A 22345-nucleotide genomic window follows, 5' to 3' on the forward strand; every position below is an offset into this window, starting at 1 on the left:
GGGGTACCTACCTTCGACGAACTAAGAAAGCCCATGAACAGTCCTCAGTCGATCACTTCGCTTCCCGAACGACCCGATGACGAGCGCCGCAGACGCGCGATCAATTACTCGATCGCGATGGGCATCCGAATTGTGTGCGTTCTTCTGTGCGTCTTTGTTCGCGGGTGGTGGCTTGTCTTGCCCGTCTTAGGCGCGGTAGTTCTGCCCTACGTCGCAGTTGTACTAGCAAACGTGACAACCCGTCGATCCGGTCCTATTGATGCTCCCGGCCAATTCGCTTTGAGCTCGGCAGACCCGTCATACCACTCAAGCACTTCTGATGAGGCACATCGGTGATTGGCGAGAGTGGCCCCGCGACGTCCCGGTGCTCGCGATCAGGATGCTTGCTAGACGCTAGCTGGAACGTTAACTGGCGCAATCCTCGCATCCATGGTCTTGATCGGGTGAAGATTTGGCTAGCGTGTGACGAGCATGTCGATTATCTCCAGCAGTACCTCAGCAGTAGAAGTTTTCCCGTTGTGGTCAGCGAATTGGCGCAACCGGCCGCAGTCGTTCTCGATGGAGCCGGGCAATGAACAAGTGGCGATTCGCGTTCTCACAACGCTGGTTCGGTTACCTCGCCCTCGTTATCGGCTTTGCGATCGGGTGTGTGTTCCTCTCTCACTGGCAGTTCGATCGCCGAGAAGAAGCAGCTGCCGAGGTGGCTCGCGTGAGCACAAACTGGGAATCCGATCCTCTACAGCTGAGTGATGTTATGCCAGAACTCAGCGAGTTCGACGTCGACAATAAGTGGATGTCGGTCGCGGTAAGTGGCCAGTATTTGGCATCAGAACAACTTCTCGTTCGAGGTCGCCCTTATTCAGGGCAGCCAGGATTCGAAATTCTCGTGCCGTTTCAACTCGACAGTGGCCGTCTGATCATTGTGGATCGCGGTTGGGTGCCCGCCGGCAACAGCCAGGACGCCCCAGACGCCGTCCCCGCTCCCCCATCGGGTCGAGTAGATGTCGTGATGAGGCTCAAGCCAAGCGAACCAACAGTTCAGGGGCGGTCTGCCCCAGCTGGTCAGGTGGCAACAATCCACCTCCCGACCGTCGCCGAGATTCTCAACCAGCCGACCTACACCGGTGGCTATGGAATTCTTGCATCAGAATCTCCCGGTGTTGCTGAGATGCCGCTTGCGTATCCCAAACCGCTCCTAGACGAAGGCGCACATCTGTCGTACGCGTTCCAGTGGGTGGCGTTCGGAGTACTGGCTTTCATCGGTCTCGGCTGGGCGATTCGTCAGGAGTATCGGCTCATCAATGAAGCGGATCCGGTCGAACGCGAACGCGCAGAAAAGCGCAAACAAAAAGTAGAAGACCGCGGCCCCACGGACGCAGAAATCGAAGACGCCATCTTAGATGCATAATTAACGCACTATTTGAACGACGGGCGTTCCCCTGCATAGCGCAGTGCTATCGACTGCGAGCTGGGCCGAAGGGGCGAACTAGGCCAAAGAGATCAGGTCGGCGTAGTCCTTGTTCCAGTGGTCCTCGATGCCGTCAGGAAGAATCAGCACGCGCTCTGGGTTGAGCGCCTCAACGGCGCCTTCATCGTGGCTCACGAGCACAACGGCACCCTTGTAGTTAGCGAGGGCGCCCAGAATCTCTTCACGGCTGGCAGGGTCCAAGTTGTTAGTTGGTTCGTCGAGGAGCAACACGTTTGCGCCGCTAACCACGATCATGGCGAGGGCCAGTCGAGTCTTCTCTCCACCGGAGAGTACGCCAGCGGGCTTTGCCGAATCATCGCCGGTGAACAAGAAGGATCCCAGAACTCGGCGGGCTTCCATTTCGGTGATGTTGGGCGACGAGGACACCATATTTTCGAGAACCGAACGCTTTACATCGATGGTTTCGTGCTCTTGCGCGTAGTAGCCGATGCGAAGTCCGTGACCTGGTTCGATCCGACCGGTATCAGGCTCGTCCACACCGGCGAGCATCCGCAACAGCGTGGTCTTTCCGGCACCGTTGAAACCGAGGATAACCACTTTGGACCCGCGGTCGATTGCGAGGTCGACCGAGGCAAAGATTTCAAGTGAGCCATAGCTCTTGCTGAGATTGAAGCCCATCAGCGGAGTGCGCCCACAAGGAGCAGGATCGGGAAAACGCAATGCTGCAACACGATCGTTGGCGCGAACGTCATCAAGACCCGCGAGGAGTTTCTCGGCCCGCGCCACCATCTGGTGAGCTGACGCCGCCTTCGATGCCTTAGCACCGAACTTTGCGGCCTGTGCCTGCAGAGTGCTCGCCTTCTTCTCCGCGTTTGCGCGTTCCTTTTTACGGCGTTCTTCGTCAGACTGACGCTGGCGCAAGTAGTGCTTCCAGCCCATGTTGTATTGGTCGATCTGCTGCCGATTGGCATCAAGGTAGAACACCTTATTCACGGTGTCTTCAACCAGCTCAACATCGTGGCTGATCACGATCAGGCCACCACTAAAGTTCTTGAGAAACTCGCGAAGCCAGACAACCGAGTCTGCATCAAGGTGGTTGGTTGGCTCGTCGAGCAGCATCGTGTCGGCACCAGAGAAGAGGATGCGGGCAAGTTCGATTCGTCGGCGCTGACCGCCAGAGAGCGTGGACAATGCCTGATCGAGAATACGGTCAGGAAGGCTCAGGTTGCTCGCGATTGACGCGGCTTCTGCTTCGGCAGCGTAGCCGCCTAGCGAATGAAAGCGGTCGTCCAGTTTGCCGTAGCGATTCATCGCGGCGGCACTGATCTCTGGATCGCTACTGCCCATTTCGTCTTGAGCCTGGCGCATTTCTAAAACAATGCTGCCTAAGCCACGGGCGTCGAGAATGCGCGTGCGCGCCAGATCTTCGGGATTCCCGGAGCGCGGATCCTGAGGAAGATAGCCGATTTCGCCAGTGCGCTCGATGGAACCACCGGTGGATTCCAGTTCGCCAGCGAGGGTCTTGGTGAGGGTCGTTTTGCCGGCGCCATTTCGCCCGACCAAACCAATTTTGTCGCCGCGGTCTACCCTGAAATTGACGCCCTGCATCAGCATGCGTGCGCCAACGCGCAACTCGAGATCATGCACAGCAAGCACGGGAAAACATCCAAATCTTTGGGGTTAGGGTTTACGGGCGACAGCACCAACCAACTAGTCTACTTCCTAGCGTCGGCTGCGAAGTGCAGTCGCAGATCTAGACGATCCGGAGAGCTCCTCTATGAGCGATACAACCTTGGGGTTGCGGCCGACTATCGTTGATCGGATTTTTGGTCAAAATATTGCATCGAGCGTGACTTTCGTCGTAGCGGGTGCCGCACTTACGGCTATCGCTGCGCAATTCGTCGTACCGCTCTATCCCGTCCCCGTGACAGCCCAGACTCTTGCAGTTCTGGTGGTCGGGATGGCTTTGGGCGCACTCCGCGGCGCGCTAGCGATGATTCTTTACGCAACACTCGGTGTGATGGGGTTTCCGGTGTTTAGTAATTTAGGCTCCGGCCTTGAGGTTCTCACAGGTCCATCCGGCGGCTATATCGCTGGTTTCGTGGTTTCTGCAGCGCTGGTCGGATTTCTTGCCGAAAAAAAATGGGACCGTTCGTTTGCTCTGGCAACGGCCGCCACGAGCTTGGGGACAGCGGTGACGTTTCTCTTCGGCCTGGCAGGTCTGAGCTTCGCATTAGAACGGATGGAGAGCGAAAACCGCATCACGAATTTACTCGCCGCAGGATTTACGCCATTCCTCCTCGGAGCAACAATCAAGATCCTTCTGGCTTCCGCGATTTTCGCTCTCAGTTGGAGAGCCATTCTGCGCAAGGCCGCCCGTGAACCTGCCCTGCAATAGCGAGGGGTTCACGAGCAGCGGTCGCCTCAAGCGATCTGGCTAGCTAGATTGAGAACCCTAAAGCGCGCATCATGTCACGACCGTCATCAGTAATCTTTTCGGGACCCCACGGCGGCATCCACACCCAGTTGATGCGGAAAGCTTCTACGACATTGTCGAGAGATTGAGCGATCTGTTCCTCGATGACGTCAGTTAAAGGGCAACCCGCCGACGTCAGCGTCATGCTGATGATGAGCGCGTTGTTCTCTGGATCCCAACTCAAGTCATAGATCAGGCCGAGATCGACAATATTCACACCGAGTTCAGGGTCACGACGTCTTTGAGCGCTTCTTCGACCTCGTCAAATAGGGCGGGTGCAAGAACGGTAGACATACGCTTAGACTACGCTCGTGTCGGTCAAAAATCGATCATAGCCTTCGTTTTCGAGGCGGTCGGCAAGCTCGGGGCCGCCCTCTTCAGCGACGCGACCATCAACGAATACGTGAACGAAGTCTGGCTTGATGTAACGCAAAATGCGGGTGTAGTGAGTGATCAAGAGCAAGCCGAGGCCCGTCGACTCTCGAGCACGGTTGACACCCTCCGAAACGATCTTGAGCGCGTCGACGTCGAGGCCGGAGTCAGTCTCATCGAGAACAGCGAAACGTGGCTTGAGCAGCTCAAGCTGAAGAATCTCGTTGCGCTTCTTCTCTCCGCCAGAGAAACCCTCGTTAACGTTACGGTCGGAGAAAGCTTTCTCCATGCGGAGAGCCTTCATCGCACCGTTGACTTCTTTGATCCAGGGGCGCAGAGCCGGGGCCTCGCCAGAAAGCGCAGTCTTTGCGGTGCGCAAGAAGTCAGCGACCTTAACACCCGGAATTTCAACCGGGTATTGCATAGCCAAGAAGAGGCCAGCACGAGCACGCTGATCGATGGTCATATCGAGCACTTCTGCACCATCGAGCGTGATCGAACCGCTCTCTACGTGATACTTCGGGTGGCCGGCGATTGTATAAGCGAGAGTGGACTTGCCCGAACCGTTAGGACCCATGATGGCGTGGATTTCGCCCTGCTTGATCTCAAGGTCAACGCCTTTGAGGATCTGCTTGGTGCCCTGTTCGGTTTCGACACTGACGTGTAAGTCTTTTACTGACAGTACTGACATTATTTCTTTCCTTCGTGGTCTCGTATAGAGAGCGGTTAGCTCTCGATGGCGACGGTGTCCTCGGGGTCAATATGGACCCCTCCGTCGTCGTCGATCTTCACTACAAAGACCGGTACAGGTTCATAGGCTGGCAGGCTCAGCGGCTTGCCGGTGTCAAGGGAGAAAAGCGAACCGTGCGCCCAACATTCGATAGCACCGTCTTCGACAAAGCCTTCGGCAAGTGAGATGTCACCATGCGTGCAGGTGTCACCGATCGCGTGTACAACGCCGGCGGAGTCCTTAACGACGCAGATTGCGGTGCCGTCAAGATCAACCCGATACGCCTTATTGAGTTCGAGCTCATCAATGCCACAGACACGCTGGGAGGTCACGAGTTCGTGCCTTCCAACTCAGATTCGATTGCAGTATGCAGCCGAGCTTCTAGCTGCTCGTCGCCGACCTTCTGAACGATCTCGGCGAGGAACCCAATGACGACGAGACGACGAGCCTCGGCCTCAGAGATGCCGCGGGCCTGCAGATAGAACAACTGCTCGTCGTCGAAACGGCCAGTTGCGCTCGCGTGGCCTGCGCCTTGAATGTCACCGGTTTCGATCTCAAGGTTCGGGATCGAGTCGGCGCGAGTGCCCTCGGTGAGCACGAGGTTTCGGTTCTGCTCGTAGCTATCGGTTCCTGATCCACCACTGCCGATGAGGACATCGCCCACCCACACCGTGCGTGCACCGGCGCCTTGAAGGGCACCCTTGTAGTTCACGCGGCCGCGAGTCTGCGCGGCCTGGTGGTGAAGGTAAACACGCTGTTCAAGGTGTTGTCCTTCGTCGGCGAAGTACAGTCCATAGAGCTCGCCGTCAGCGCCCTCCCCAGAGAGATGTACTGAAGGGTTCACGCGCACAACCTTGCCGCCAAGCGACACCAACGTGTGCTTGAGGGTAGCGTCGCGGCCAACTTGAACGAAGTGGCTTGCAAGATGGATAGCGTCGTCAGCCCAATCTTGAACGCTGACGACATTGAGAGTCGCACCATCTTCGACCACAATCTCAACATTCTCGCTGAGCAAGGCCGATCCAGATGACTCGATGAGCACCGTGCTATTGCTATGGGGGCGCGCTGTTATCACGGTGTGTGCCGCGCGCGCTGAGGCGCCCATATCAGAGCGTGAGATCCGTACCGTGGCGTGTTCTTCACCCGTGACCGTGATCGCCAAGGCCTTGTCGAAGTTGGTCCACGCGTTAGCGGATGCGCGATCCTCAGGTTCACCCGCCGAGGCGACGCGCGCGTCGTCACGAGCTACCCACTCAACCGTGACGTTCTCAGGCGCGTCGGTCTCAATCGCGTAGGGTGTGCCGTCGAGCACGTCATCGAGAAGCGGCTTGATCAGCTTCACCGGAGTGAGCTTCCAATCCGCTTCTAGGCCGTTGACGGGCGCGAAATCGGCGTGTTCGAACGACTTGGGGCGCGCAGAGCGCGTTTGAACGGGAACGAAACCCTTGTCGTCCGCATCCCAGCCGCCGTCGCTATGGGCCTTAAGTCCGTGTTGTTCTGGTGTAACGAGCGTCATTTAGCCGACGGATCCTTCCATGCTCAGTTCAATGAGCTTATTGAGTTCGAAGGCGTACTCCATGGGCAGTTCGCGCGCGATGGGTTCGATGAAGCCGCGGACGATCATCGCCATTGCCTCATCTTCTTCCATGCCACGAGACTGAAGATAGAAGAGTTGCTCAGCGCTGACCTTCGAAACTGTTGCTTCGTGGCCAAGTTGAACGTCATCCACACGGATGTCAATCGCCGGGTAGGTATCAGAGCGCGAAATGGTGTCAACCAAGAGGGCATCGCAGCGAACGGTATTCGCGGAGTGATGGGCCTTCTCATCGACACGGACTTCACCACGGTAACCAGCTCGGCCGCCACCACGGGCAACAGACTTGGAAACGATGGACGACGTTGTGTACGGCGCCATGTGGATCATCTTGGCACCGGCATCTTGATGCTGACCCGGGCCCGCGAAAGCAACCGAAAGAGTCTCGCCCTTTGCGTGCTCGCCTACCAGATAGATCGAGGGGTACTTCATCGTGACCTTGGAGCCGATGTTGCCATCGATCCACTCCATCGTCGCGCCCTCATGAGCGATGGCGCGCTTGGTCACCAAGTTGTACACGTTGTTCGACCAGTTTTGAATCGTCGTGTATCGAACGCGTGCATTCTTCTTCACGATAATTTCTACTACGGCAGAGTGCAGCGAGTCCGACTTGTAAATCGGGGCAGTGCAACCCTCGATGTAGTGAACGTAGGAGCCTTCGTCAGCAATGATCAACGTGCGTTCGAACTGGCCCATATTTTCGGTATTGATACGGAAGTAGGCCTGAAGCGGAATTTCTACGTGAACGCCCTTGGGAACGTAGACGAAAGAACCACCAGACCACACTGCAGTGTTCAACGCGGCGAACTTGTTGTCACCAGCCGGAATTACCGTGCCAAAGTACTCATCGAAGAACTCAGGGTGCTCGCGGAGCGCCGTGTCGGTATCCATGAAAATGACGCCCTGAGCTTCAAGCTCAGCGTTAATCGAGTGGAAGACGACCTCAGACTCGTACTGAGCTGCGACGCCAGACACGAGGCGGTTGCGTTCGGCCTCGGGGATGCCCAGCTTTTCGTAGGTATCGCGGATGTCGGCGGGAAGGTCTTCCCACGTCTGCGCCTGCTTCTCAGTGGAGCGCACAAAGTATTTGATGTTGTCGAAGTCGATGCCCGACAAATCGGCACCCCACTTCGGCATTGGTTTACGGCCGAATAGCTCGAGGCCCTTGAGACGCAGCTTGAGCATGGACTCGGGTTCATTCTTCAACGTAGAGATGTCGCGGACGACCTCTTCGTTGATGCCCCGTCGTGCAGAAGCTCCCGCAGCGTCGGAGTCAGCCCAGCCAAACTCATACTGGCCCATGCCATTGAGTTCCGGACGATCGATCAGCACGTCAGACATTGGTACCTCTTTTCCTGCCTCTATCAACCAAGGTGGCTGCGTTGGCATTCCTTCGCACAGCACATTGCCGGGAATATTTCGTGAGGTTCGCCTGCACGGTGACAAAACACTTCGTGGGCGAACTTAGACTGAAACAGGACGAGCAAGGATTACCTCGCTGTCATCATTGACTTCCCGGCATGGGCTGTGTTCCTGAACGCAATCCATTCTACAGGCAGAAGCTAGAAATAACAGGAGGTACGGCCGTGAACGCCGTCATCGCACGTTTACCCAAGTCCGTCGATGCTCGAGTGCGATTTTTTGCAGTGACTTCGCTGGTTATCCAGATCCTGATTGTGGCGACTGGCGGCGCGGTTCGTCTCACCGGCTCCGGCCTCGGATGCCCAACTTGGCCCCTCTGCACCGATGCCTCACTAGTCGCAACCCCCGAGATGGGCTTGCACGGGGCCATCGAGTTTGGCAACCGACTGTTATCGATCATCGTTGGTTTCGTCGCGATCCTGATGGTGCTGATGGTGCTTCGACTTCGTCGTCAACGCCGGGACCTGATGACCCTGGCGCTCGTTATCTTGGGCGGAACTGTACTTCAGGGCCTCATTGGTGGTCTATCAGTACGGGTTCAGCTTGACCCGAGCGTTGTTGGCGTGCACTTTGCAATCTCCGCGATCCTCGTGGCGGTGAGCGCTGCTCTTGTCTATCGGGTCTGGACCGGGCTTAGAGGCGATCAGCTACTTGTCTCGAAACCGATTGCGATTCTCACCCATGTGACAAGCCTATTCGTGGCGCTCACGATCATCGCCGGGATCCTGACCACCGGTGCGGGCCCGCACGCGGGTGATGACGGTACTGCGCGCAACGGGCTCGATGCCACCATCCTTCAACACGTGCACAGCTGGCCCGGCTACGCGCTGGTGGTCACGACGCTCGCACTCGTAATAATGCTCGCAATCCGCGGTCACCGCCGCGTGATGAATTTCGCCATATTGCTGCTCGTGCTCGAAGTCGTTCAAGCGCTAGTGGGAATCATCCAGTCTCGTTCGGGACTACCTATTCTGTTGGTTGGCAGCCACATGATTATTGCCTGCACGATTGCTGCTGCGATGACCGTCGTGGTGCTCTCACTGCGTTCTTCCGTGACGCAACAGGTTTCTGCCGCCGCCGATAAGGCTCCAGCCGCGCTCTAGTACGAAGAGCTATTGCTAGAACGGCAGCAGTGGGTCAATTCCAACCGCGAGGAAGACAAGCGTCAAATAGCTAATGGAGCTGTGGAAGACGCGCATCGCCTTGACTTCACCATGGCGAATGGCTGTGGAGTACAACCGGTGCGACTCAATGATGAACCACGCACCGCTGCCGGCGGCAACCACCGTGTAGACGATCCCCATATCGGCAATCGGAACCAGCAGCAATGAGCAGGCAACTGTTGCCCATGCGTACAAAATGACTTGGAGACCAACAGCGGCGCGCCCCCGCACAACGGCGAGCATCGGCACACCCACCGATTGGTACTCAGCGCGGTACTTCATCGATAGCGGCCAGTAGTGCGGCGGGGTCCACAGGAACACCACTGCGAAAAGGACCCATGCAGCCCAAGACAGATCATTGGTAACTGCGGCCCATCCGATGAGAACGGGCATGCAGCCTGCGATCCCTCCCCAGATGATGTTTTGCGGGGTGCGGCGCTTCAGCAGCAGCGTGTAAATGAAGACGTAAAACAGAATTGCGAACAACGAGAGCGACGCAGCAAGCCAATTCGTGAGCAAACCGAGCCAGACAACGGACCCAACTCCACTGATCCAAGCAAAGAGGAGTGCTTCACGGTCGCTGAGTTCGCCAGTGACGAGCGGGCGGTTCTTCGTGCGGGCCATCACACGGTCAATATCGCGGTCTATGTAACAGTTGAAGGCGTTAGCTGACGAAGCGCTGAGAATCCCGCCGACGAGAGTGGCCAAAACCAGCCATAAACTCGGGATGCCGCCAGCCGCAAGGACCATCACAGGCACCGTGGTCACGAGTAGCAGCTCGATCACTCGAGGTTTAGTAAGCGCGACGTAGGCGCGAATTTTGCGGAGGATGCCGATGCGGTCCTGCTGCGCTCGGTCTTCTAAAGTGACATCCATACCTACGATTCTAAGCCGTTGGAGAAATTGCGCGGACCGCGACCGTAGCAAGGCGACGTTCACCTGTCTGGTTCCCTATACTTGGGTTGCCCGCCTCTCGGTGGCTTGCTCGCGCACAGTTGTTATGGCGGGTCAGGATCATCGACCGAGCCAATGACGTCGCGTGGCGGGTAGTCCATGTGCCCTGATCGTTTCTGGTCAGGCACTTCGCGTGCAGAAGGGTCATTATTCTCGTGGCAGCTTTTCAGTGGGATCACATCGACAATAAAGCGGTAAACACCGCTCGAATTCTGGCGGCAGATGCTGTTGAGAAGGTAGGTAACGGGCATCCCGGTACCGCGATGAGTTTGGCGCCTGCCGCGTACTTGCTCTTTCAAAAGGTTATGCGTCGTGATCCAAGCGATGACCAATGGCTTGGCCGTGATCGGTTCATCCTCTCGGTTGGCCACAGTTCACTCACTCAGTACGTACAGCTCTACCTGGGCGGCTATGGACTCGAGCTCGATGACCTCAAGGCTCTGCGCACATGGGGCTCGCTAACTCCAGGACACCCCGAGTTCGGTCACACCAAGGGCGTCGAGATCACGACCGGTCCTCTTGGGCAGGGAATCGCGTCTTCCGTCGGCTTCGCCTACGCCGCACGTTTCGAACGTGGACTTTTCGATCCCGACGCGGCCCCAGGCACGAGCCCGTTCGACCACTTTGTGTATGTAATCGCTGGCGACGGGGACCTCCAAGAAGGCGTATCCGCAGAAGCATCCTCGCTCGCGGGCCACCAGAAGCTCGGCAACCTCATTGCGTTCTACGACAGCAACCAAATCTCCATCGAAGACGACACCAACATCGCCTTCACGGAAGATGTCAAGATGCGTTACGAGGCCTACAACTGGCACGTACAAGTTGTCGACTGGAAGAAAACGGGCGAATACGTAGAAGACGTAGAGGCCCTGAATGACGCAATCGAAGCGGCAAAGGCTGTCATCGATCAGCCGTCAATGGTTATTTTGCGCACCATTATTGGCTGGCCAGCACCCAGCAAGCAGAACACGGGAAAGATCCACGGTTCAGCCCTCGGTGCGGAAGAACTTGCTGGCACGAAGAAGGCACTTGGTTTCGACCCTGAGCAGAGCTTCGTCGTCGACGATGATGTGATCGCTCATACCCGTCTGGCTGTGGAGCGTGGCAAGCAGCAGCGTGCCGAATGGACCGAGACGTTCGATCAGTGGGCAGCAGCAAACCCTGAGCGCAAGACACTGCTCGACCGAGTTCTCTCCGGCGAACTACCCGACGGCATAGATGCGGCACTCCCCCAGTTCGAAGCAGGCAAGGATGTGTCCACACGCGCAGCAAGTGGCAAGGTTCTGAGCGCGATCGGTGCAGTAATGCCCGAACTCTGGGGCGGCTCCGCCGACCTTGCGGAATCGAACCTGACGACTATCGCTGGCGGAGCGTCATTCATCCCGAGCGAGCACTCAACGGGCGAATGGAGTGGCAACGAGTACGGCCGCGTATTGCACTTCGGTATCCGTGAGCACGCCATGGGCGCGATCATCAACGGCATCGTTCTGCACGGAAATACACGCGTGTTCGGCGGCACATTCCTCATCTTCAGCGACTACATGCGTCCTGCGGTTCGACTTGCCGCACTCATGGCGGTGCCGTCGATCTTCGTGTGGACTCACGACTCAATCGCCCTCGGCGAGGACGGCCCGACCCACCAGCCGATCGAGCAGCTCGCAAGCCTGCGCATGATTCCAGGAATGGATGTCGTACGCCCGGCTGACGCCAACGAAACTGCGTGGGCGTGGAAGACGATCCTTGAGCGTCGCAACGGCCCCGCCGGTATCGCCCTCACCCGCCAAAACGTGCCCGTGTTTGAGCGCGGGGAAGCAGCTGCTAGCGGCGAAATCTTCGCAGCAGCATCCAACGTCGCCAAGGGAGCGTATGTGCTCGCCGAGGCTCCCAACGGAACTCCGGATGTAATCCTGATCGCTACTGGCTCAGAAGTTCAGCTTGCTGTCGAAGCACGCGAGGTACTCAAGACCGAAGGCATTAACGCTCGCGTTGTATCCGCGCCGAGCCTTGAATGGTTCGCTGAACAGACAGCGGAATACCGCGAGTCCGTTTTGCCTTCTACAGTGCGTGCACGCGTTTCCGTAGAAGCGGGAGTATCCACCGGATGGCGCGAGTACGTTGGAGACGCTGGCCGCAGCATCTCGATTGACCACTTCGGTGCATCTGCCGACTACAAGACTCTGTTCCGTGAGTTTGGGATCACCACCGAGGCCGTAGTGGCCGCCGCACACGATTCTCTGGATGCCGTTTAGGCACCCCAGACAAGGGAGATAGAAATGACAAACGAAACACCCACCGCAGCACTCTCAGGTGTCGGCGTAAGCATCTGGCTTGACGACCTGTCGCGCGAGCGAATCAACTCGGGAGGGCTCCAGTCGCTCATCGAGTCGCGCAATGTAGTTGGAGTCACCACCAACCCGACGATCTTCGCTACGGCGCTGGCGAAGGGCGAGGCCTACGACGAGCAAGTCGCCACTCTCGCTGCCGAAGGCAAGAGCGTCACCGAAGCTGTGTTCGAGATCACGACGGATGACGTTGCTGCTGCCAGCGATATCTTCCGCAACGTCTACGACGCGACTGATGGTCGCGATGGTCGCGTATCGATCGAGGTCGAGCCCGGCCTTGCGCATGACGCCGCGGGAACAATCGCCCAGGCTCAGCAGCTCTGGGCAAAGGTTGCTCGTGAGAACGCAATGATCAAGATTCCTGCGACTGTGGAGGGCCTCGAAGCAATTACTGAGACCATTGCCGCCGGCATCAGCGTCAACGTCACGCTCATCTTCAGCTTGGCACGTCACCGAGACGTCATCGAGGCCTACCTCGTTGGACTCGAAAAGGCTAAAGCTGCGGGTCATGATTTGGCTAAGATCCACTCGGTCGCATCGTTCTTTGTGTCGCGTGTCGACACCGAGATCGATAAGCGTCTTGATGCAATCGGTACGGACGATGCAAAGTCGCTCAAGAGCAAGGCAGGCATCGCCAATGCCCGCCTCGCGTACCAGGTTTACGAAAACGCGTTTTCGACGGATCGCGCACGTGCGCTAATCGCCGCTGGCGCCAACAAACAGCGTCCGCTGTGGGCGTCCACCGGCGTTAAGGACCCGAGCCTTCCTGACACGCTGTATGTTACGGAACTGGCCGTCGGCGAGACCGTGAACACGATGCCGGAGAAGACACTCGAAGCGACCTTCGACCACGGCGTCATCGATGGTGAGCAAGTCACCACAAATTACGCTGCTGCGAACATCACTCTCGATGCTCTCACCGCACTCGGCATCTCCTACGACGAAGTCACGGAGCTGCTGGAGAGGGAAGGCGTTGAGAAGTTCATCGTCTCGTGGAATGAACTCCTCGACACCGTTTCTGCCGCTCTCGAGGCCGCAAAATGAGTGTGAAGATTGCAGTTTCAGGTGCTGCGGCGGAAGCCGTCGATCGCATCGTTCCCCAATTGGTCAATGATCTCGTAGCTAGCCGCATCACCGGTGGGGACGCCACCCTGTGGGGCCCCGACGCTGAAGAAGAATCGGCCAAACGCTTGGGGTGGGTTGAGGCCGTGTCGGTCGGGCGACCCATGATTGAAGACATCTACGCATTGCGCGACAAGCTCCGTGCCGAGGGCGTTAACCACTTTGTTTTGGGAGGAATGGGCGGATCGTCGCTCGCTCCTGAGGTCATCACTCGTACGTACGGTGTTGAGTTGACGGTTCTTGACTCGACAGACCCCGCTCAGGTTTCAGCAGCTCTCGCTGATCGGCTTCAGACCACCGCAGTGGTCATTTCGTCGAAGTCGGGATCGACGCTGGAGACTGACTCTCAGAAACGAATCTACGAGAAATTCTTTACGGATGCTGGCATCGATCCGCGCGAACGTATCGTGATCGTCACTGATCCCGGTTCGCCGATGGATGTCGCGGCTCGCGCCGCGGGGTACCGCGTCTTTAACGCTGATCCCAACGTCGGCGGGCGCTACTCGGCGCTCACTGCATTTGGCCTTGTGCCCTCGGGGCTCGCTGGCGTCGACCTGTCAGAGTTGCTTGATGAAGCAGAAGCCGTGATGGTTGAGCTTGCTGTCGACAACCTCAGCAATCCGGGATTGATCCTTGGTGCGGCGATCGCTGGAGCCGATCCACTCAAAGACAAGCTCGGAATTGTTACCGACGGTACCCACATTCTGGGCTTCGGCGATTGGGCTGAGCAGCTCATCGCTGAATCGACAGGAAAGCTCGGCAAGGGAATCCTGCCCGTAGTTTTGCAGATCGATTCCCCGGAAATCTCCGAAGGACTCGACGATCTTCAGATCGTTCGGCTCGTTGGCGATTGGGACGACACGAAAGAGGTCATTGATGGTGAGATCGAAATTGCCGGATCACTCGGCGGTCAATTGCTCCTCTGGGAATACGCGACGGTCGTCGCTGGCCGACTGCTCGGCATCAATCCCTTCGATCAGCCTGATGTTGAAGCCGCAAAAAACGCCGCTCGGCAACTCATCGATAACCCGACTCCCCCACTGGAGCCGGCCTTCACCGTCGGCGACGTAGAGGTTCGCGGAACTGACGCGGTTGTGGCTGATAGCGATGACCTCGCTGGGGTTGTTTCTTCGCTTCTCTCCTACCTCGACGACGACGGCTACGTAGCGATCCAGGCATACGCCGATCGCACGGCGTATCCCGAACTCGCTGAGATTCGTGAACGTGCGGCCGCACGATCCAAGCGTCCGGTTACGTTCGGCTGGGGTCCGCGCTTCTTGCACTCAACTGGGCAGTTCCACAAGGGAGGACCCGCAGTTGGCGTTTTCCTGCAGATTATTGTGATTGAAGAGACCGACCTCCAAATCCCTGATCGTCCATTCACTTTCGGGCAGTTCATCCGCGCTCAAGCTGCGGGCGATGCGAGCGTACTCGCCGAGCACGGACGCCCTGTATTGAGCTTGACGGTGTCGAACCCCAAGGTTTCGCTACCGCTTTTGCTCGACGCGATCGGATAACCGTCACACGCTCGTGCTGCACGTAGAGGAGAAGCATGTCCCCCGTTGAAATCAGCGCCGACTTTAATCCGTTGCGTTTGAGTTCTGATCGCAGGCTCAATCGCATTGCTGGGCCAAGCGCTCTGATTATTTTTGGTGTCACTGGCGACCTGTCGCGTAAGAAATTGATGCCCGCCGTTTATGACCTGGCCAATCGGGGACTGCTTCCCCCCGGCTTCGCACTTGTTGGTTTCGCCCGCCGTGACTGGGAAGACCAGGACTTCGAGAAAGTCGTTCACGACGCTGTCAAGCAGTACGCGCGCACCGCTTTCGATGAAGATGTGTGGCAGCAGCTCGCTCAGGGGATTCGGTTTGTGCAGGGCGAGTTCGATGACGCTGAGGCCTTTGAGCGCCTGAAGACTACGCTCGCGGACCTCGATCGCGAGCGTGGAACCATGGGCAACCATGCGTTCTACCTCTCGATCCCACCCAAGTCTTTTCCTCAAGTCACCGAGCAGCTACGCAACTCAGGATTGGCCGAACAGCGTGATGGCCAGTGGAGCCGCGTCGTTATCGAAAAACCATTTGGTAGCGATCTGAAGACCGCGCGCGAACTCAACGATGTTGTCGAATCCGTATTTCCACCAGACAGCGTCTTCAGGATCGACCACTATCTCGGTAAAGAGACCGTGCAAAACATTCTGGCGCTCCGCTTTGCCAATCAGCTCTACGAGCCCTTGTGGAATTCGAATCACGTTGATCACGTGCAAATCACCATGGCTGAAGACATTGGCGTAGGAGGCCGTGCCGGGTACTACGACGGAATTGGCGCCGCAAGAGATGTAATCCAGAATCACTTGCTGCAGCTGCTTGCTCTTACCGCCATGGAGGAGCCTGTGTCGTTTGACGCCGCTGATCTGCGCGCTGAGAAGGAGAAAGTTCTTTCGGCCGTCCGTTTGCCGGCAGATCTCTCCGCCCACACGGCACGTGGTCAATACGCAGGCGGATGGCAGGGTGGCGAAAAAGTCGACGGCTTCCTAGAAGAAGACGGGATGAATCCGGAGTCAAAACAGAGACTTATGCAGCTATTCGTCTCGACATCGGCACACGTCGTTGGGCCGGAGTGCCCTTCTATCTCCGCGCAGGAAAACGGTTAGGCCGACGCGTGACGGAAATCGCCGTTGTGTTCAAACGTGCGCCACAGTATCTCTTTGAAGAGAGCCGAACTTCGGCCCTCGGGCAGAATGCTTTGGTGATCCGGGTACAGCCCGATGAGGGCGTCACTATCCGGTTCGGCTCCAAGGTTCCCGGAGCAGAGATGCATGTTCGTGATGTCACGATGGACTTCGGATACGGACACGCATTTACCGAGGCCAGTCCGGAAGCGTATGAACGTCTCATCCTGGATGTGCTCCTTGGCGACCCTCCGCTCTTCCCACGGCATGAAGAAGTCGAACTGAGCTGGAAGATTCTCGACCCCATCGAAGAATTCTGGGCAACGCAGGGCGCTCCGGAACAATACCGTCCCGGAACCTGGGGTCCGACGTCGGCTGATGACCTCATGGCGCGCGACGGACGAGTTTGGAGAAGACCATGATCGTAGATCTGCCCAACACCACTACTTCTAAGATTTCGAAGGCGCTCGTTCGTATCCGCGAGGAAGGCGGGGCCGTAGCGCTCGGCCGAGTACTGACGCTGATCATCGCCGCAGAACTTGGGAATGAAGAAGAAGCGATCGAAGCCGCAAATGATGCATCTCGCGAGCACCCTATGCGGGTATTGGTGATCTCAACCAGCAGCGCGTCGCCCACAGTCGACGAAGTACCCCGCGTCGACGCACAGATTCGTGTCGGCGGCGATGCTGGCGCAAGCGAAGTAATTGTTGTTACGGCGTATGGCGATGCAGCTCTCGACCAAGAAAGTCTCGTCACCGGCCTTTTACTCCCCGATGCTCCCGTCGTCGCCTGGTGGCCCGGCGAGGCGCCAGCAAACGCCTCAGAGTCACCGCTTGGCCGCATCGCCCAGCGTCGCATCACTGATGCCGCAGCGAATGCCAATCCTCTCGAGGCAATGCATCGTATGTGCAAAACCTACGTTCCCGGTGACACCGATTTTGCGTGGACCCGGCTCACGCTCTGGCGAGCACAGCTTGCAGCCGTGCTCGATCAACCGCCCTATGAGTCGATTACTGCGGTGACCGTTAGTGGCGCGGCCGACTCTCCCTCGACGATGCTCCTCGCCGCTTGGTTACAGATGCAACTCCAAGTAAATGTTTCACTCGAGGTGGCCGACGGTTCTCCGGTGCCAACCGGAATCCACTCGGTAGTGCTTGAACGTAAATCGGGAACCATCCACTTGGAACGTAACGTTGCCAGCATCGCGACGTTGACTCAACCTGATCAACCCGTTCACGACATCTCGATGCCTCGACGAAGCCTGCGAGACTGTCTTGCTGAAGAACTTCGTCGACTAGACCCCGATAGTCTCTTCGGAGATGTGGTTCGCCGCGGAGTTCGAGAACTGACAGCGTCACAGGCGGAGACTTCAACGAAAGCGAGCAACTCGTGAGCAACGAACGGCGTGCAATTGTCTACTCCACCAAACCTGAGTTGGCCAAGGCCGTAGCCAAACGGTTTCTCACCAAGGTTCCCCAGATTATCTCCGAGTTTGATGAAGCCACCGTCGTACTCACGGGTGGCACGATGGGGCAGGCTGTACTCGAAGCGATCAATAAATCCGCAAAACGAGACGACGTAGATTGGTCACGAGTCAACTTTTGGTGGGGCGACGAGCGCTGGCTTCCCGCAGGCAATCAGGAACGCAATGACGTTCAGGCGCACAACGCACTTCTCGCTCACGTCCCGGTGAACCCGTCCCGCGTGCACCAGTTTGCGGCGTCAGATGCGGGAGTGAGCTTGGATGAAGCAGCTGACGCGTATTCCCAAGAATTAGCCACGCACGCAGCACGCTCTGGTAAGTACCCGAACTTTGACATCGTATTTCTTGGTGTTGGACCTGATGGGCACATTGCCTCGCTCTTTCCCGAGCGAGAAGGTATTCGGGAGATCGAACGCAGCGTGATCGCGGTGCAAAATGCGCCCAAACCACCTAGCGAACGCCTCAGCTTAACGCTACCGGTTCTCAATTCTTCAGTACGCATTTGGGCTGTAGTGGCAGGCAGCGATAAGGCCTCCGCCCTCGGACTTACCCTCGCCGGCGCAAGCTACAACGAAGTTCCAGCCGCGGGTCTCGAGGGACGTCGTAAGACCCTGTTCTTCGTCGATTCTGACGCTGCAGCTCAAGTTCCAGACGCCCTCATTGATCCTGGAGAGTTCTGGACAAGTGCGGACTCGACAGATGAGCACTAAAGCGAGTTAACGAAATGATGGCCCCAACCGATTCGGTTGGGGCCATCGCTTCGTTAACGCTCCGAGAAATTCGAGCCGTTCGTTAGGAACTCAGTGTTCCCCGACGAGTGCGGAGTTGGGTGAGTGCTTCGTCGAGCAGCTCAGCGGCTTCATCGTCGCTGCGGCGTTCTTTCACGTACGCGAGATGCGTCTTATACGGAGCAATTTTTGCTACCGAAGGCGGGTTCTCTTTGTCACGCCCTGCAGGAAGACCAGAGGCCGGGCAATCAATCGTCTCCGGGATCTCTTCATCCGGGATTATGGCCGAGAAAGAGCGCACCGTTTCATTACCGAGAGCGTCCCAGTACGAAATCTGAACACGCTCAGCCTGAAAGCCACGATCTTGTTCGCCCATGGGCCCTGAACCCACACGTGAACCGCGAATTGCACTACCGCCTGATGCCACTGTGTTCCCCTATCTAGTGAGAATTGAGGTTCCTATGCGCCGTCAAATTTGGTGATCAGACCAAGAACAACGATGCAACTGATCCACACGACTCCCAGGATCACAGTGATTCGGTTCAAGTTGCGTTCTGCAACTCCCGATGCACCGAGATTGGATGTCACTCCCCCGCCGAACATATCGGAGAGGCCTCCACCGCGACCGCGGTGGAGGAGGATAAGAAGTGTGAGCAGCAAGCTCGTTATGCCGAGCAATACCTGCAACACAACCTGGAGAATTTCCACAAAGAACCTTTCGAACAGGCCGTACAGGCCTCGAACAGTATAACGGCTAGGTGCCGACGTGTTTGGAGAACCGCGAGATGCTTGCGAATTCCGCAACATCGAGACTAGCTCCCCCTACGAGTGCTCCATCGATATTTGGCTCTCGCATCAAACTAGCAATATTCGCAGACTTCACCGAACCACCATAAAGAATTCGAGTCGCAGCGCAACGTCATCACCCAAGACTTCGGCCAGTGTCTCGCGAAGGCGCGACGCCACTTGCTCGGCCTGTTCAGGCGTTGCCGCTTTTCCTGAGCCGATAGCCCACACAGGCTCATAGGCAACGACGATATCCGGCGTACCGGAAATACCAGCGAGCCCGGCTTTCAGCTGAGCGACTGGAACTGCGCTCGGACCGTGTTGCTCGAGGTCGTCGGCGGTCTCTCCGACGCACAGCACGGGAACGAGTCCGTTCTTGATCGCTGCAGCAACCTTGCGTGAGAGCTGCTCATCCGTCTCTCCGTGCATCGTGCGACGTTCGGAGTGACCGACGAGAACGTAGCGGCAATCAAGGGAAGACAAGAAGGCACCAGAGACCTCACCGGTGTAGGCACCAGACTCATGCTCCGAAAGGTCTTGGCCACCGAACCGCACATCAAGTTTGTCGGCCGCGATGAGGGTTTGAACTGATCGCAGATCAGTGAACGGGGGGAAAACTGCCACCTCGGCGCCATCGGCACCGAAATCGTGGTGGGCATCCTTCAGCGTCCATGCGAGTTTTTGCACGAACGCGATCGACTGCAGATGATCGAGGTTCATCTTCCAGTTGCCCGCAATAAGCGGGACGCGCTTTACCTTTGCCATCCAAGTACCTCCAGTCCGGGAAGCTGCTTGCCTTCGAGGAACTCGAGGCTTGCACCGCCACCCGTAGAAATGTGACCAAACTGGTCGTCGTCAAAACCTAGCGCGCGAACCGCCGCCGCGGAATCGCCACCGCCCACTACGCCGAATCCATCGGTGTCTACCAATGCTTGCGCGATCGCTTTGGTACCTGCAGCGAACTCGGGGAATTCGAACACGCCCATAGGACCGTTCCAGAACACCGTCTTAGACGCTCCGATCACTTCAGCGAATCGAGCGGCAGTTTCTGGTCCGATGTCGAGCCCGATGCCTGCGGGCCCAAACTCCGTGTCCTCAATAGCGTGGGCCGTTGTGATCTGGTGAGCTGCGTCTGGCGCAAACGAGGCCGCGACATTGATGTCAGTGGGGAGAACTATCTCGACCCCCAGTTCTGAAGCTTGCGAGAGGTACTGCTTTACAGTCTCAAGCTGATCTTGCTCGAGCAAGCTTGCACCAACTTTGTAACCCTGGGCTGCAAGGAAAGTGAAAAGCATGCCGCCACCGACGAGAAGCGAGTCGACGCGCGGAAGAAGAGCACCGATGACGTCTAGCTTGTCTGAGACTTTTGACCCGCCCAGAACGACCGTGTATGGCCGTTCAGGGGTAACTGTGAGACGTTCGAGGACGCCGAGTTCAGTTTCGATCAAAATGCCTGCCGCGCTCGGGAGAGCTTTCGCCAGCTCGAAGACACTTGCCTGCTTGCGGTGAACTACACCGAAACCGTCAGAGACGAACGCGTCGCCGAAACGAGCGAGCTTGCTAGCAAACTCTTCGCGTTCCGCCTCTGACTTAGACGTTTCACCAGAATTGAATCTCAGATTCTCCAACAGCGCTACGCCACAGTCATCTAGCTCGGAGACAGCCTGCTCGGCGGCGTGGCCAACAGTGTCCTTAGCAAAGACAACAGCCTTGCCCAGGAGTTCCGAAAGGCGTTGAGCCACGGGCTCGAGGCTGTACTGCGAATCTGGTTCCCCGTTGGGGCGCCCGAGATGCGAGATGATGACGACCCGAGCTCCCATATTGATGAGAGCGTTGAGAGTCGGCAGGGACGCGCGTATGCGGCCATCGTCGGTGATCTGACCGTCCTTGAGAGGAACATTCAAATCGCACCGAACGATGACACGCTTTCCTCGGAGATCCGAGAGCGTTGAAAGAGTTCTGAGGCTCATATTCGTCGGGGGTTAGAGGCGTTCGCCGACGTACTCGGCGATGTCAACGAGACGGTTGGAGTAACCCCACTCATTGTCGTACCACGATGCAACCTTGACCTGATTGCCGATGACCTTGGTCAGTCCCGCGTCAAAGATCGACGAATGTGGGTCGCCAACAATGTCGCTCGAGACAATCTGGTCTTCGGTGTACTTGAGGATGCCCTTGAGGGGACCTTCAGCTGCTGCCTTGTAGGCGGCATTGACCTGTTCGACGGTCACTTCGGAGGACGTGGTGATGGTGAGATCCGTAATCGAGCCGGTGATCACAGGAACGCGCAATGCGTAGCCGTCGAGCTTGCCAACGAGTTCCGGAATGACCATGCCGAGAGCCTTAGCTGCACCGGTTGACGTCGGAATGACGTTCTGCGCGGCGGCGCGTGCTCGGCGCAGATCGCCGTGCGGGCCATCCTGAAGGTTCTGGTCCGCAGTGTAGGCGTGAACCGTCGTCATAAAGCCCGTGTCAATGCCGAAGTTATCCATAAACACCTTTGCCAACGGCGCGAGGCAGTTGGTGGTGCACGACGCGTTCGAGATGATGTTGTGGATGGCGGGATCGTAGTCGCCCTCGTTAACACCAAGAACGACAGTAGCTACGTCGTCACCAGACGCGGGGGCCGAAACGATTACCTTCTTGGCGCCTGCGGCGATGTGCTTGGCAGCATCAACGGACTTGGTGAAGTGACCAGTCGACTCGATAACGATGTCGACGCCCAATTCGCCCCAAGGAAGGTTTGCGGGGTCGCGCTCTGCAAAGACCTTGATCGCTTTTCCGTTGACGACGATCTGGTCGTTGTCGAAAGTTACCTCGGCGTCAAGACGGCCCGTGATTGTGTCGTACTTGAGGAGATGAGCGAGAGTCTTGTTGTCTGTGAGGTCATTGACTGCAACGATTTCAATGTTGCTGTCTTTGGCCATAGCCGCTCGAAAGAAGTTGCGACCAATGCGACCGAAACCATTAATACCGATTTTTACGCTCACTGTTGCTCCAGAAAATCAGGCGTCTACGACGCGTCGTGCTGTAGTGGTGGGGTAATACATTTAGCGGAGACAGGGATAAAGCC

General features: G+C 57.4%; 19 protein-coding genes and 3 pseudogenes. 10 read left to right on the plus strand and 12 right to left on the minus strand.

Translation table 11 applies throughout. The annotated features are described in order from the left end of the window. Positions 1-33 precede the first annotated feature (33 nt). Both ON14_RS01390 and ON14_RS01395 read left to right on the plus strand, forming a co-directional pair. Positions 34-336, plus strand: a complete 303-nt coding sequence (locus tag ON14_RS01390; RefSeq protein WP_010202516.1) for a DUF3099 domain-containing protein — start codon at positions 34-36, stop codon at positions 334-336. Between the two features lie 235 nt (positions 337-571). After that, on the plus strand, positions 572-1408 hold the full coding sequence (locus tag ON14_RS01395; RefSeq protein ID WP_010202517.1) for an SURF1 family cytochrome oxidase biogenesis protein: 837 nt from the start codon (positions 572-574) through the stop codon (positions 1406-1408). Between the two features lie 78 nt (positions 1409-1486). Here ON14_RS01395 and ON14_RS01400 read toward each other — a convergent pair whose 3' ends face one another. Next, positions 1487-3085 carry an ABC-F family ATP-binding cassette domain-containing protein gene (locus ON14_RS01400; protein WP_010202518.1) on the minus strand — a complete coding sequence of 533 codons (1599 nt, stop codon included), beginning with the start codon at positions 3083-3085 and terminating at the stop codon, positions 1487-1489. A gap of 121 nt (positions 3086-3206) precedes the next feature. Here ON14_RS01400 and ON14_RS01405 point away from each other — a divergent pair, with 121 nt between their 5' ends. Beyond that, on the plus strand, positions 3207-3827 hold the full coding sequence (locus tag ON14_RS01405; protein WP_010202519.1) for a biotin transporter BioY: 621 nt from the start codon (positions 3207-3209) through the stop codon (positions 3825-3827). 43 nt (positions 3828-3870) lie between these two features. Here the strand turns inward: ON14_RS01405 and ON14_RS01410 are convergent. From ON14_RS01410 to sufB, 5 genes and pseudogenes are all read right to left on the minus strand, one after another. Further along, positions 3871-4199 (minus strand): annotated as a pseudogene (locus tag ON14_RS01410) (metal-sulfur cluster assembly factor). Between the two features lie 4 nt (positions 4200-4203). Next, positions 4204-4968 (minus strand): Fe-S cluster assembly ATPase SufC, encoded by a 765-nt coding sequence (sufC, locus tag ON14_RS01415; protein ID WP_010202522.1) that lies wholly within the window; start codon positions 4966-4968, stop codon positions 4204-4206. 35 nt (positions 4969-5003) lie between these two features. Then, entirely contained in the window at positions 5004-5339 is a 336-nt protein-coding gene (locus ON14_RS01420; protein WP_010202524.1) for a non-heme iron oxygenase ferredoxin subunit, read from the minus strand. Further along, entirely contained in the window at positions 5336-6523 is a 1188-nt protein-coding gene (gene sufD / locus ON14_RS01425; RefSeq protein WP_010202526.1) for a Fe-S cluster assembly protein SufD, read from the minus strand. The genes ON14_RS01420 and sufD overlap by 4 nt, the downstream gene beginning before the upstream one ends. Further along, positions 6524-7942: a Fe-S cluster assembly protein SufB gene (gene sufB, locus ON14_RS01430; protein WP_010202529.1), complete on the minus strand. Its 1419-nt coding sequence runs from the start codon at positions 7940-7942 to the stop codon at positions 6524-6526. Between the two features lie 245 nt (positions 7943-8187). Between sufB and ON14_RS01435 the strand changes: the two genes are divergently transcribed. Next, positions 8188-9126 carry a COX15/CtaA family protein gene (locus tag ON14_RS01435; protein ID WP_010202531.1) on the plus strand — a complete coding sequence of 313 codons (939 nt, stop codon included), beginning with the start codon at positions 8188-8190 and terminating at the stop codon, positions 9124-9126. A 15-nt stretch (positions 9127-9141) separates the two neighbouring features. Here ON14_RS01435 and ON14_RS01440 read toward each other — a convergent pair whose 3' ends face one another. Further along, on the minus strand, positions 9142-10062 hold the full coding sequence (locus tag ON14_RS01440; RefSeq protein WP_010202532.1) for a heme o synthase: 921 nt from the start codon (positions 10060-10062) through the stop codon (positions 9142-9144). Positions 10063-10295: 233 nt separating this feature from the next. On the opposite strand from ON14_RS01440, the gene tkt reads away from it, so the two are divergent. From tkt to pgl, 6 genes and pseudogenes are all read left to right on the plus strand, one after another. Beyond that, positions 10296-12389, plus strand: a complete 2094-nt coding sequence (gene tkt / locus ON14_RS01445; protein ID WP_010202534.1) for a transketolase — start codon at positions 10296-10298, stop codon at positions 12387-12389. Positions 12390-12413: 24 nt separating this feature from the next. Next, positions 12414-13526, plus strand: coding sequence for a transaldolase (tal, locus tag ON14_RS01450; protein WP_010202538.1), 1113 nt, complete (start codon positions 12414-12416; stop codon positions 13524-13526). Continuing rightward, complete coding sequence (locus tag ON14_RS01455) at positions 13523-15121, plus strand: glucose-6-phosphate isomerase (RefSeq protein WP_026037458.1); 1599 nt, start codon at positions 13523-13525, stop codon at positions 15119-15121. Before tal ends, ON14_RS01455 begins: the two co-directional genes overlap by 4 nt. Before the next feature lie 35 nt (positions 15122-15156). Further along, positions 15157-16697, plus strand: a pseudogene (zwf, locus tag ON14_RS01460) (glucose-6-phosphate dehydrogenase). Next, positions 16694-17668 (plus strand): glucose-6-phosphate dehydrogenase assembly protein OpcA, encoded by a 975-nt coding sequence (locus ON14_RS01465; RefSeq protein ID WP_010202541.1) that lies wholly within the window; start codon positions 16694-16696, stop codon positions 17666-17668. The pseudogene zwf and the gene ON14_RS01465 overlap by 4 nt, the downstream one beginning before the upstream one ends. Next, the gene (pgl, locus tag ON14_RS01470; protein WP_010202543.1) at positions 17665-18468 is read left to right on the plus strand and encodes a 6-phosphogluconolactonase; all 804 of its coding nucleotides are present in this window, start codon (positions 17665-17667) and stop codon (positions 18466-18468) included. Before ON14_RS01465 ends, pgl begins: the two co-directional genes overlap by 4 nt. 82 nt (positions 18469-18550) lie before the next feature. Here the strand turns inward: pgl and ON14_RS01475 are convergent, their stop codons facing one another. From ON14_RS01475 to gap, 5 genes and pseudogenes are all read right to left on the minus strand, one after another. Next, a complete protein-coding gene (locus tag ON14_RS01475; protein WP_026037459.1) occupies positions 18551-18913 on the minus strand; it encodes an RNA polymerase-binding protein RbpA in 363 nt (120 codons plus the stop codon). A 32-nt stretch (positions 18914-18945) separates the two neighbouring features. Further along, the gene (gene secG, locus ON14_RS01480; protein ID WP_010202547.1) at positions 18946-19194 is read right to left on the minus strand and encodes a preprotein translocase subunit SecG; all 249 of its coding nucleotides are present in this window, start codon (positions 19192-19194) and stop codon (positions 18946-18948) included. A 46-nt stretch (positions 19195-19240) separates the two neighbouring features. Further along, a pseudogene (gene tpiA / locus ON14_RS01485) lies at positions 19241-20037 on the minus strand (triose-phosphate isomerase). Further along, positions 20025-21242: a phosphoglycerate kinase gene (locus ON14_RS01490; RefSeq protein ID WP_010202554.1), complete on the minus strand. Its 1218-nt coding sequence runs from the start codon at positions 21240-21242 to the stop codon at positions 20025-20027. The pseudogene tpiA and the gene ON14_RS01490 overlap by 13 nt, the downstream one beginning before the upstream one ends. Positions 21243-21254: 12 nt before the next feature. Beyond that, positions 21255-22262, minus strand: a complete 1008-nt coding sequence (gap, locus tag ON14_RS01495) for a type I glyceraldehyde-3-phosphate dehydrogenase (RefSeq protein WP_010202555.1) — start codon at positions 22260-22262, stop codon at positions 21255-21257. Positions 22263-22345: the final 83 nt, after the last annotated feature.

The sequence above is a fragment of the Salinibacterium sp. PAMC 21357 genome, from assembly GCF_000247645.1.
In the GTDB taxonomy this organism is placed as follows: Bacteria; Actinomycetota; Actinomycetes; order Actinomycetales; family Microbacteriaceae; genus Rhodoglobus.

Coding starts and splice junctions, on each gene's coding strand:
- ON14_RS01405 (WP_010202519.1), top strand. CDS start 3,207: ATGAGCGATACAACCTTGGGGTTGCGGCCGACTATCGTTGATCGGATT.
- sufD (WP_010202526.1), bottom strand. CDS start 6,523: ATGACGCTCGTTACACCAGAACAACACGGACTTAAGGCCCATAGCGAC.
- ON14_RS01465 (WP_010202541.1), top strand. CDS start 16,694: ATGATCGTAGATCTGCCCAACACCACTACTTCTAAGATTTCGAAGGCG.
- ON14_RS01455 (WP_026037458.1), top strand. CDS start 13,523: ATGAGTGTGAAGATTGCAGTTTCAGGTGCTGCGGCGGAAGCCGTCGAT.
- tal (WP_010202538.1), top strand. CDS start 12,414: ATGACAAACGAAACACCCACCGCAGCACTCTCAGGTGTCGGCGTAAGC.
- ON14_RS01395 (WP_010202517.1), top strand. CDS start 572: ATGAACAAGTGGCGATTCGCGTTCTCACAACGCTGGTTCGGTTACCTC.
- sufC (WP_010202522.1), bottom strand. CDS start 4,968: ATGTCAGTACTGTCAGTAAAAGACTTACACGTCAGTGTCGAAACCGAA.
- ON14_RS01490 (WP_010202554.1), bottom strand. CDS start 21,242: ATGAGCCTCAGAACTCTTTCAACGCTCTCGGATCTCCGAGGAAAGCGT.
- ON14_RS01440 (WP_010202532.1), bottom strand. CDS start 10,062: ATGGATGTCACTTTAGAAGACCGAGCGCAGCAGGACCGCATCGGCATC.
- sufB (WP_010202529.1), bottom strand. CDS start 7,942: ATGTCTGACGTGCTGATCGATCGTCCGGAACTCAATGGCATGGGCCAG.
- ON14_RS01390 (WP_010202516.1), top strand. CDS start 34: ATGAACAGTCCTCAGTCGATCACTTCGCTTCCCGAACGACCCGATGAC.